Origin of the sequence: Massilia sp. CT11-108 (assembly GCF_047302915.1) — a bacterium.
In the GTDB taxonomy this organism is placed as follows: domain Bacteria; phylum Pseudomonadota; class Gammaproteobacteria; order Burkholderiales; family Burkholderiaceae_D; genus Telluria; species Telluria orientalis.
This window is the reverse complement of sequence record NZ_JBKYMO010000178.1, coordinates 1-11,067: the sequence shown is the minus strand read 5'-3', so window position 1 is coordinate 11,067 and position 11,067 is coordinate 1. Positions and strand designations below refer to the sequence as shown.

Here is an 11,067-nt window from a genome sequence, read left to right as displayed (position 1 = left end):
CGCTGGCGGTCATGCTCGTGCTGTATGCGCGCCAGCGCCACCGCCTGGGCCGGCAGCGCCAGCGGGCGCGCGAGGATCTGCAGCGCGCGTACGACCAGCTGGAAAACCTGGTGGCCGACCGCACCGCGAGCCTGGAGCAGATCACGCGCGAGCTGCGCGACGAGAACGCCGTGCGCCGCCAGGCCGAAGAGCAGTTGCGCAAGGCACAGAGCGAATTGGTCCAGGCGGGCAAGATGGCCGTGCTCGGGCAGCTCTCCGCCGGCATCACGCATGAACTGAACCAGCCGCTGACGGCGCTGCGCACGATGGCGGACAATGCCCGCGTGCTGATCGAGCGCGGCCGCCACGCCGATGCCTCCGCGAACCTCGCGACCATCTCGCAACTGGTCGAGCGGATGGGCCAACTGACCGGGCAGCTGCGCCAGTTCGCGCGCAAGTCCGACACGCGGCCGAGCGCCGTGCCGGTGGCGGATGCCGTCACCGCGGCGCTGTTCCTCGTCGAGCGCCGCATCGCGCAGGAACGTGTAGGATTCCGCATGGCGACCCATCCGCGCGACCTGTACGCGCTGTGCGACAGCAACCGGCTGCAGCAAGTCCTCGTCAACCTGTTCAGCAACGCGCTCGACGCGATGGAGATGGCGGGGAGTGTCTCGCGCCAGCTCGTCGTCGAAGCGGGGCGCGAGGGCGCGCGCGTCCTGATCTCCGTGACTGACAGCGGTCCCGGCATCCCGGAGGATGTCCGCGCGCACCTGTTCGAACCCTTCTTTACCACCAAGCCGCAGGGCAAAGGGCTGGGCCTCGGGCTCGCGATCTCCGAGCAGATCGTACGCGAGTCCGGCGGCCGGCTGCGGGCCGAGTCGCCACCCGAGGGCGGTGCCCGGTTCATCATCGATCTGCCCCGGGCGGAGTAGGATAGCTACCATGTCTACATACGAATCCATGAAAGTGCTGCTCGTCGAAGACGACGCCATCGTCCGCGCGGGCAGTGCGCAGGCGCTCGATCTCGCCGGTTTCCAGGTCGAGGCGTTCGACGCCGCCGAGCCGGCGCTGGCGCAAATAAGACCCGGTTTCGCCGGCGTCGTCGTCAGCGACGTGCGCCTGCCCGGCATGGGCGGCATCGAGCTGATGGCCGCCGTCAAGGGCATCGACGCGCAGCTGCCGGTGATCCTCGTGACGGGCCACGGCGACATCTCGATGGCCGTCGGCGCGATGCGCGGCGGTGCCTACGATTTCATCCCCAAGCCGTATTCGTCGGAGCAGCTGGTCGAGGCGGTGCAGCGCGCGCTGGAGACGCGGCGCCTGATCCTGGAAGTCGAGACGCTGCGCCACCGCATCGCGAACGGCGAGGGCATCGAGGCGATGCTGCTGGGCGATTCGGCCCCGATGCGCAACCTGCGCCGCCTGATCCTGGACCTGGCCGACGAATCGGCCGACGTGCTGATCTACGGCGAGACGGGCACCGGCAAGGAGATGGTGGCGCGCTGCCTGCACCAGTTCAGCCGCCGCCGCGCGCATCACTTCGTCGCCCTGAATTGCGGCGCGATCCCGGAAAACATCTTCGAAAGCGAAGTGTTCGGCCACGAACCGGGCGCGTTCACGGGCGCGACCAAGCGCCAGGTCGGCAAGATCGAGCACGCCGACAAGGGCTCGCTGTTCCTCGACGAGATCGAGAGCCTGCCGCTGTCGCTGCAGGTCAAGATGCTGCGCGTGCTGCAGGAGCGCTACGTCGAGCGGCTCGGTTCCAACCACCCGGTGCCGGTGGACGTGCGCGTCATCGCGGCGTCGAAGGTCGACCTGAAGGAATGGTCCGACCAGCAGAAATTCCGCAGCGACCTGTACTACCGCCTGAACCTGATCGTGCTGAACCTGCCGCCGCTGCGCGAGCGGCGCGAGGACATCCCCTTGTTGTTCGAACACTTCATGCTGGGCGCGGCGGCCCGCTACAAGCGCGCCGCGCCCACGGTGCCGGGGCCGCTGATGCAATCGCTGATGGCGCACGACTGGCCCGGCAACGTGCGCGAGCTGCGCAACATCGCGGAGCGCTTCGTGCTGGGCCTGTCCAGTGGCGCGGACGGCCTGCTGACCGCGCGCACGGCGGCGGCGGTGCCGCTCGCGGACCAGGTGGGCGCGTTCGAGCGCGCCGTCATCGAACAGGAATTGCGCCGGGCGGCGGGGAGCGTCGTGGACGTCGCCGCGGCGCTCGGGGTGCCCAAGCAGACGCTGTACTACAAGATGCAGAAGTACGGGCTTACGCCGGACGATTATCGTTGACCATCGCGGGCGCGGGGAAGGTCACGCTGACCTTCAATCCGCGCCCGCTTTCGGCCTTGGCCAGCTCGAGCGTCGCCCCATGCACCGTGGCGATGTCGCGCACGATGGCGAGGCCCAGCCCCGTGCCGCCCGGATTGCTCTCCAGCGTCGCCTGCGCCCGGTAGAAGGGCATGAACACCTTGTCGTATTCGGCCGGATCGAGCCCCGGCCCGCTGTCCTGCACGTCGAGCACGACGACGCCGATCAGCCGCCGCACGCGCAGCAGCACCGTGCCGCCCGGCGGCGTGTAGCGGATCGCGTTGTCGACCAGGTTGCTCGCCAGTTCGTGCAGCAGCAGCGCCTGGCCGTCGATGGTCGTGGCGCCGTCGTCTTCCGCTTCCAGCGCGAGGTCGATGCCTTTCTGGACGGCCGGCAGCGCCAGTTCCAGTCCCACCTGGCGCGCCACCTCGGACAGCGCCACCGGCGCGAGCGCCGCGTTCGCGCCGCCGTGCTCGATGCGCGCGAGCGTCAGCAGGCGGTTCGCGAGGTGCACGGTCGAATCGGTCGTCGCCGCGATCGAGCGCACGATGGCCTGCATCGCGGCCGGATCGTTTTCGCGCAGCGCCAGCTCGGCCTGTGTCTTGAGCACCGTCAGCGGCGTGCGCAGCTGGTGCGAAGCGTCGGCGATGAAGCGGCGCTGGCTCGCGATCAGGTTCTGCATGCGCGCCATCGTCCCGTTCATCGCGGCGACCAGCGGCCGCACTTCGCGGTGCACGAGGGCTTCGTCGACGTCGGACAGGTCGGAGATCGCGCGCGTCTCCACGACCTGTTTCAGCCGCATCAGCGGCTGCAGCACGAGGCGCACGGCGAACCACACGAGCGTCGCCACGGCCAGCACGAGCAGCGCCTGGCGCAGCAGGGTGTTGAGCAGGATGCGCCGCGACAGCGCGCGCCGCGCGTCCAGCGTCTCGCCCACCTGGATCAGGGCGATGCCGCGCATGGAATCGTCGTACACGGGCTGCAGCAGGGCGGCGATGCGCACCGGCTCGCCGTTGTAGTCGGCGTGGTAGAAGCGCACGAGGGCCGGATACAGTTCCGAGCGGGGCGTGTCCTTCGGGACGGGCGGCAGGTCGTCGTAGCCGGACACCGTCTCGCCATGCAGCCCGCCCACGCGGTAGTAGATGCGCCCCAGGGTGTCGGTCTCGAAGCTGTCCAGCGCCACGTAGGGCACGTCCGCCACGACCTTGCCGTCGCGGACCGAGACGCGTTCCGCGAGCGCGCGCGTGGACGCGAGCAGGGAGCGGTCGTAGGCGATGTCGGCGGCGTCGAGCGCGTCGCGGTACAGCGACACGGCGTTGGCCGCGACGAGGATCACGAGCGGCACGATCAGCCAGCGCAGCAGCTGGCCGCGCAGGCTGCCCAGCTTCGTCGACGCCGCCGGCGGGAACCGCATGCTCAGGACGCGGCCGGCGGCCGTTCCTGCAGCAGGTAGCCGATGCCGCGCAGGGTGGCGATGGCGGCGCCGCCGTCCGGGCGCTTGTCCAGTTTCTTGCGCACGCGGTGGATGTACAGTTCGATGGCGTCGAGGTTGGCGTCGTCGTCCAGCGCGAACACTTCGTCGAACAGCTTTTCCTTCGACACGGCGCGGCCCGGGCGCGAGATCAGCGCTTCCAGCACGGCGTGTTCGCGCGGCGTCAGCGCCAGCGGCTCGCCGCAGTAGGTGAACATGCGCGCGACGGTGTCGAAGCTGAGCTGTCCGCACGTGTGCACGAGCGCCTCGTTGCCGACGCTCCGGCGCAGCAGCGCCTTCACGCGCGCTTCCAGTTCGGCCAGTTCGAACGGCTTGGCGAGGTAATCGTCCGCGCCCAGGTTCAGGCCCTGCACCCGTTCTTCCAGGCCGCCGCGCGCCGTCAGGATCATCACGGGCGTGCGCCCGCGCGTACCGCCGCGCGCCCGCAGGCGGCGCAGCACTTCCAGGCCGTCCATGCGGGGCAGGGTCAGGTCCAGGATCACGAGCGCGTAGTCCTGGGTGTGCAACAGCGCGTCGGCGTCGGCGCCGGTGGCCGCGCATTCGACGGTGAGATTGGCGTCGCGCAGGGCTTTGGATACCCAGTGCGACAGCTCGACGTGGTCTTCGACTAACAGGATTCGCATCGCGCCAGTGTAAGCCACGGAACGCGCCGTGTCTTCATGGGTAAGTGATTTCCACAACACCCGACATTGAAAGGTTCAGTGAAAGCTGATTGAAAGGTTGGCGGACCTATCCTTGATCTCACGAAGCGGCACACGACCGCCTTGATGACAACAACGGAGACAATATGAAGAAATCGGCCCTCGCGCTCGCCGTCCTGGCAGCGCTTTCCCTGAACGCATCCGCCCAGACCAATGTCCAGGTCTACGGCATCGTGGATGCCGGCGTCGAATACGTGAACCACGCATCCGCCAGCGACGGCAGCCAGGTGCGCGTCGTCTCGGGCGGCAAGAACACGTCGCGCTGGGGCTTCCGCGGCAGCGAAGACCTGGGCGGCGGCCTGAAAGCCATCTTCAACCTGGAAGGCGGCGTCATGCTCGACACCGGCGCCCAGGACGGCAACCTGTTCAAGCGCCAGGCCAACGTCGGCCTCGAAGGCGGCTTCGGCCGCGTGATCATCGGCCGCTCGTTCACGACGACCTATGACCTGGTCATCAAGTTCGACCCGATGGGCTTCGCGCCCAACTATTCGTGGGCGACGTCGAGCAACGCCACCGGCCCGTCCAAGTACGGCATGACGACGGCGTTCGACAACCTGATCAAGTACACCGGCACCACGGGCGGCTTCACCTACGGCGCCACCGTCGGCATGGGCGAGCAGGCCGGCAACGCGGCCGATGGCCGCAAGTACGCCGTCGGCGGTTCCTGGTTCGGCGGCCCGGTCGGCGTGATGGCGTCGTACGAACAAATCAACGGCAACACGCTCGCCGCCACCGGCGACCGCGACAAGACGACGGCCTTCCACCTGGGCGCCCTGTACAAGGCGGGTCCGATGACCTACCAGGCCGGCATGCGCGGCTACAAGCTCCAGTCGGGCAAGGCCGCCACGCCGGACGTGCGCGGCGACACCTACTGGGCCGGCGCCACCTGGGCGGCCTATCCGTGGACCCTGACGGGCGCCGTCTACCATGTCAACACGAAGAACCTGCCGTCCGCGAAGGACGCGGATCCGACGATGCTCGTGGGCCGCGCCATGTACTCGCTGTCCAAGCGCGTCTGGCTGTACGCGTCGGTGGCGCATGCCAAGGCCGACCACGGCCAGCTCGTGGGCCTGTCGCGCGACGATCCGGGCTTCGGGTCGACGCAGACCGGCGTCACCACCGGCATCCAGTACCGGTTCTGACCGACCCCTGGCCGCAACATCATGAAGCGCGCCATCTCGATCCTTACCGCCGCGGCACTGTCCGCGGCAGCGGCGGCGGCCAGCGCCAACGCCGAATGCGTGGTGCCGTCCAAACCGGGCGGCGCCATGGACCTGACCTGCAAGCTGGCCCAGAAGGCCTTGCCGGACACGAAGCTGAAACTGGCCTACCTGCCGGGCGGGATCGGCGCCGTCGCGTGGCACACGCTCGTGTCGCAGCGGCGCGCCGAGCCTGACACGCTCGTCGCGTTCTCGGGCGGTTCGCTGCTGAATCTCGCCGAAGGAAAATTCGGCAAGGCGCTTGCTGCCGACGTGCGCTGGGTCGCGGCGCTCGGCGTCGACTACGGCATGATCGCGGTGCGTTCCGACGCGCCGTGGCATAGCCTGGACGAGCTGATGGACGCGATCCGCAAGAATCCCAAGCAGGTCCTGATCGGCGTGTCCGGCACCATCGGCAGCCAGGACTGGATGAAGGTGGCGCTGCTGGCGCGCCGCGCCGGCATCGAACCGCGGCGCCTGCGCTTCGTCGCGCTGGAAGGCGGCGGCGAGACGTTCACGGCGATGAGCGCCAACTACGTGCAGGTGATCTCGGGCGACGCATCCGAAGCGGCGCTGTATGCCGGACCGGGCAAGGTGCGCGTGCTGGCCGTGCTGGCCGAGAAGCGCCTGGCCGGTGTGCTGGCGTCCGTGCCGACCGCGCGCGAGCAGGGCTACGACATCGTGTGGCCCGTGATCCGCGGCGTATGGATGGGCCCCGGCGTGCCGGATGCCGACTACCGCCGCTGGGTCGACGCCTTCGCCCGCGTGCAGGCCACCCCCGATTTCGCGGCTTTGCGCAGCCAGGCCGGCCTGTACCCGTTCTCGCTCACGGGCGACGCGCTCACGCGCTGGGTCAAGCAGGCGATCAACGATTACAACCGACAGGCCAGGGAATTCAACCTGGTCCGCGAACACTGACAACACCCTAGGAGACAACCATGAATTTCAAGAAGACCGCATTTGCGACCACCTTTGCAGCTGCCATTTTCGCATTCGCCGCACCGGTGCTGGCGCAGGCCCCGGCAGGCTACCCGGCCGGCTACCAGCAACTGATCGACGCCGCCAAGAAGGAAGGCAAGCTGGTGATCTACGGCGCCACCGACAGCAAGGCCGCCGAACCGCTGATCAGCGATTTCAAGTCGATGTACCCGGGCATCACGGTCGAGTACAACGACATGAACTCGACCGAAGTCTACAACCGCTTCTTCTCCGAGAACGCGGCCGGCGGCGACACGGCCGACGTGCTGTGGTCTTCCGCGATGGACCTGCAGATGAAGCTGGCCGCCGGCGGCTATGCGCTGCCGTACAAATCGGTCGAAGCGGCGAAGATCCCCGGCTGGGCCGTCTGGAAGGACATCGCCTACGGCACCACGTTCGAGCCGGCCGCCTTCGTCTACAACAAGCGCCTGCTGAAGCCGGAGGAAGTCCCGCAGACGCACGCCGATTTCGTGCGCATCATCCAGCAGCCGAAATTCCAGGACAAGGTCACGACCTACGACATCGAGAAATCCGGCGTCGGCTTCATGTTCATGACGCAGGATGCGCGCGCCTTCCCGCAATACAAGCAGCTGGAACAGGCGTTCGGCGCGGCCAGGGTGCGCGTGCAGTCGTCGACCGGCACCATGCTGGAGCGGATCTCGTCGGGCGAAAACCTGATCGGCTACAACGTGATGGGTTCGTATGCGCTCGTGCGCGCCAAGAACGATCCGTCGCTGGGCGTCGTGCTGCCGAAGGACTACACCCTGATCATCTCGCGCGTCCAGTTCATCAACAAGATGTCCAGGCACCCGAACGCGTCGAAGCTGTGGATCGACTACATGCTGTCGCACCGCGGCCAGACCGTCATCGCCAATGCCTCCAAGCTGTACGCGATCCGCGCCGACGTCACCGGCGAAACGACGTCGACTGACCTGATCAAGATGGTCGGCGAGAAGAACATCAAGCCGCTGCCGGTCAGCCCGGCCGTCGGGGAATACCTGGATCCGGCGCTGCGCCTGGCGTTCCTGAAGGAGTGGAAGGCCACTGCCGGCAAGAAGTAAGTCTTCAAGCCGTCATCCCCGCGAAAGCGGGGATCCATACTGAGCCGACCAGGACGCTCAGCATGGGTTCCCGCGTGCGCGGGAACGACGGAGTTGACTGGTTCCAAATCGATCGGACACTCCCATGCCTACTTCAACCATGCCACTGGAATCCAAGGGCGCCGACGCCGGCAGCCTGCCGGCCGTGCGCGCGCCGCGCTTCAACTGGACGCGCGGCATCGTCGTGCTGCTCACCTGCGTGGCCATCTTCCTGCCGCTGTACCTCATCTTCTACCAGAGCTTCCTGACGGCGCCGTTCTTCATGCCCGACAAGATGCTCGGCCTGGACGCGTACCGCTTCATCTTCGACGACAGCGACTTCTGGCTCGCCTTCAAGAACGGCCTCATCCTGGCCGCCGGTCTCGCCGCCATCGCCGTGCCGCTGGGCGGCATGCTCGCCTTCCTGATGGTCCGCACCGACCTGCCGGGCCGCGGCATCGTCGCGCCGCTGCTGCTCGTGCCGATCTTCGTGTCGCCGATGGTGATGGGCTTCGGCTACGTCGTCGCCATGGGCCCGGTCGGCTTCTACTCGACGTGGGCGCACGACCTGCTGGGCTTCGTGCCGTGGAACGTGTACTCGTTCACGAGCATCGTCGTCATCGCCGGCCTCACGCACGTGCCGCACGTGTACCTGTACGCCTCGTCCGCGCTGAAGAGCCTCGGCTCCGACGTGGAGGAAGCGGCGCGCGTCTCGGGCGCGTCGCCGTGGCAGGTGATGTTCAACGTGTCGCTGCCGATGATCATGCCGGCCCTCGCGTATGCGGGCGTGCTCGTGTTCTTCCTCGGCTTCGAAGTGTTCGGCCTCGTGCTCGTGCTGGGCGACCCGGAAGGCCACCTCGTGCTGGCGACTTACCTGTACAAGCTGACCAACAAACTGGGCACGCCGTCGTACCACCTGATGGCCGCCGTCGCCGTCTGCCTCGTCGCCGTGACGATGCCGCTCGTGATGCTGCAGCGCTGGCTCCTGAAGTCGGCCAACAAATACGTGTCCATCAAGGGCAAGGGCGCGCGCCAGAAACCGCTCGCGCTGGGCAAGTGGAAGTGGGTGGCGTTCGCCGTGCTGGGCACGTGGATCGCCGTCACCATCGTGCTGCCGCTGACCGGCATCGTGCTGCGCTCGTTCGTCCAGTACTGGGGCGAGGGCGTGAAGCTGGCCGACGTGCTCACCCTGCAGCACTTCCGCGACATCTTCGAACAGCCGTCGCTCGTGCGCGGCATCGTCAACACGATCCTGATCGGCGTGATCGGCGGCGCGCTGGCCGTGGCCTGCTACACCGCGATCGCGCTGGCCATGCACCGCAAGAACGACGGCATCACGCGCCTGCTGGACTACAGCGTCCTCGTGCCGCGCGCCGTGCCGGGCCTGCTGGCCGGCCTGTCGTTCCTGTGGGTGTTCTTGTTCGTGCCGAGCTGGCTGGACGGCATCCTGCACGGCATGGACAACGGCGTGGCCGCGTGGCTGTCGGAGCACTTCATCCCGGCGCTGCGCCAGATGCGCTCGACGATCTTCGCGCTGTGGCTCGCGTACTCCGTCGTGTGGCTCGCCTACGGCATGCGCCTCGTGTCGACGTCGCTGCTGCAGGTGGGCCCGGAACTGGAAGAGGCGGCACGCGCCGTCGGCGCCAGCCGCGGCCGCGTGACCCGCGACGTGACGCTCCCGCTGATCAAGTTCGGCATGCTGGGCGCCTGGCTGATGGTGTTCCTGATCTTCGAACGCGAATACTCGACGGGCGTGTACCTGCTGTCGCCCGGCACCGAGGTGATCGGCGCGATGCTCGTGTCGCTGTGGGCCGGCGGCTCGACGGACCTCGTGGCCGCGCTCTCGTTCATCAACATCACGCTCGTGGCCATCGGCCTCGGGATCGCGCTGCGCTTCGGCGTCAAGCTGCATAACTAAATCAATCGCGAGACAAACATCATGAACGTTTTGACCGTCAACGACCTGCACCTCGACTACGGCAGCGGCGCCACCGCCAACCCGATCCTGAAGGGCGTGTCGATGCATTTGCAGCGCGGCGAAGTGGTGGCGCTGCTGGGCCCCTCGGGCAGCGGCAAGACCACGCTGCTGCGCGCCGTGGCCGGCCTGGAAAGCCCGAAAGCCGGCACGATCGACATCGGCGAGCGCCGCGTGTACGACGGCAGCAAGAAGCTCGAACTGCCGGCGGAAGCGCGCAACCTGGGCCTCGTGTTCCAGTCGTACGCGCTGTGGCCGCACAAGACCGTGTTCGACAACGTCGCCTACGGCCTCAAGCTGCGCAAGATGGCCGCGCGCGACATCGAGCCCAAGGTGCGCGAAGTGCTCGCGCAGCTGGGCCTCGGCCACTTGGGCGAACGCTTCCCGCACCAGCTCTCCGGCGGCCAGCAGCAGCGCGTGGCGATCGCCCGCGCGCTCGTCTACAACCCGCCCGTGATCCTGCTCGACGAACCGCTGTCGAACCTGGACGCCAAGCTGCGCGAGGAAGCCCGTGCGTTCCTGCGCGAGCTGATCGTGCGCCTGGGCCTGTCGGCGCTGATGGTCACGCACGACCAGGCCGAGGCGATGGCGATCTCGGACCGCATCCTCCTCCTCAACAACGGCAAGATCGAGCAGCAGGGTACGCCGCAATCGATGTACGAGTCGCCGGACACGCTGTTCACCGCGGAATTCATGGGCAGTAACAACCGCCTGCCGGCGCGCGTCGTGGCGCGCAACGGCGGCGCGGCGCGCGTGCAGGTGGAAGGCATGGCGCTGAACGCGACGGCGCGCGGCAGCGGCGCATCGAATCCGGACGTGGAAGCGTCGGCGTTGATCCGCGTGGAAGAAGTGCGTATCGGCCGCACGCCCGTCGACAACGGCATCCAGCTGCCGCTGTCCACCTGCATGTACCTGGGCGACCGGTGGGAATGCCTGTTCAAGCACGGTAATTCGAGCGTGCGCGCGTACTCCAAGTACCGCGTCGATCCGGGCCAGTACTGGCTCGAGATGCCGGCCGAAAAGCTCTGGGTGTTCTGATCAGGACGTTCCTCCCCGCGCTGGCGCTGGCCTTCACGGCGGCGCAACTGTGCATCTTCCTCGACACGCCGCTGCCGTGGATGATCGGCCCGCTGTTCTCGACGGCGATCGCCTGCATGCTGGGCGCGCGCCTCTCCGCCCCCGTGCAGGCGCGCGAGGCCGGGCAGTGGGCCATCGGCACCGCGCTGGGCCTGTACTTCAGCGCGCCCGTGCTGGCGGTGCTGGCGCGGCACCTCGGCTGGATCCTGCTGGCCGTCTCGTTCGCGATCTGCCTCGGCATGGCGGGCGGCGCGCTGCTGCGCCGGCTGTCCGGCGC

10 protein-coding genes are annotated in these 11,067 nt (G+C 67.9%); 8 read left to right on the top strand and 2 right to left on the bottom strand.

Translation table 11 applies throughout. The features are described from left to right. The coding region (locus ACEN88_RS15595) for a sensor histidine kinase (protein ID WP_413340966.1) at nucleotides 1-911 on the top strand (911 nt) is incomplete at its 5' end. A 10-nt stretch (nucleotides 912-921) separates the two neighbouring features. After that, nucleotides 922-2,271 (top strand): sigma-54-dependent transcriptional regulator, encoded by a 1,350-nt coding sequence (locus ACEN88_RS15590; protein WP_413340964.1) that lies wholly within the window; start codon nucleotides 922-924, stop codon nucleotides 2,269-2,271. Here the strand turns inward: ACEN88_RS15590 and ACEN88_RS15585 are convergent. Both ACEN88_RS15585 and ACEN88_RS15580 read right to left on the bottom strand, forming a co-directional pair. Further along, nucleotides 2,249-3,703 carry a sensor histidine kinase gene (locus ACEN88_RS15585; RefSeq protein ID WP_413340962.1) on the bottom strand — a complete coding sequence of 485 codons (1,455 nt, stop codon included), beginning with the start codon at nucleotides 3,701-3,703 and terminating at the stop codon, nucleotides 2,249-2,251. The two genes, ACEN88_RS15590 and ACEN88_RS15585, sit on opposite strands and share 23 nt — an antisense overlap. A gap of 2 nt (nucleotides 3,704-3,705) precedes the next feature. Beyond that, nucleotides 3,706-4,404, bottom strand: coding sequence for a response regulator (locus ACEN88_RS15580; protein ID WP_413340960.1), 699 nt, complete (start codon nucleotides 4,402-4,404; stop codon nucleotides 3,706-3,708). Nucleotides 4,405-4,568: 164 nt separating this feature from the next. On the opposite strand from ACEN88_RS15580, the gene ACEN88_RS15575 reads away from it, so the two are divergent. From ACEN88_RS15575 to ACEN88_RS15550, 6 genes are all read left to right on the top strand, one after another. Further along, nucleotides 4,569-5,624 (top strand): porin, encoded by a 1,056-nt coding sequence (locus ACEN88_RS15575; RefSeq protein WP_413340958.1) that lies wholly within the window; start codon nucleotides 4,569-4,571, stop codon nucleotides 5,622-5,624. A 21-nt stretch (nucleotides 5,625-5,645) separates the two neighbouring features. Further along, complete coding sequence (locus ACEN88_RS15570) at nucleotides 5,646-6,599, top strand: tripartite tricarboxylate transporter substrate binding protein (RefSeq protein ID WP_413340957.1); 954 nt, start codon at nucleotides 5,646-5,648, stop codon at nucleotides 6,597-6,599. Between the two features lie 20 nt (nucleotides 6,600-6,619). Next, nucleotides 6,620-7,720, top strand: a complete 1,101-nt coding sequence (locus tag ACEN88_RS15565; RefSeq protein WP_413340955.1) for an ABC transporter substrate-binding protein — start codon at nucleotides 6,620-6,622, stop codon at nucleotides 7,718-7,720. 139 nt (nucleotides 7,721-7,859) lie between these two features. Beyond that, entirely contained in the window at nucleotides 7,860-9,656 is a 1,797-nt protein-coding gene (locus ACEN88_RS15560; RefSeq protein ID WP_413340968.1) for an ABC transporter permease, read from the top strand. A gap of 21 nt (nucleotides 9,657-9,677) precedes the next feature. Beyond that, a complete protein-coding gene (locus tag ACEN88_RS15555) occupies nucleotides 9,678-10,751 on the top strand; it encodes an ABC transporter ATP-binding protein (protein ID WP_413340954.1) in 1,074 nt (357 codons plus the stop codon). Nucleotides 10,752-10,831: 80 nt separating this feature from the next. Beyond that, the coding region (locus tag ACEN88_RS15550; protein ID WP_413340952.1) for an AbrB family transcriptional regulator at nucleotides 10,832-11,067 on the top strand (236 nt) is incomplete at its 3' end.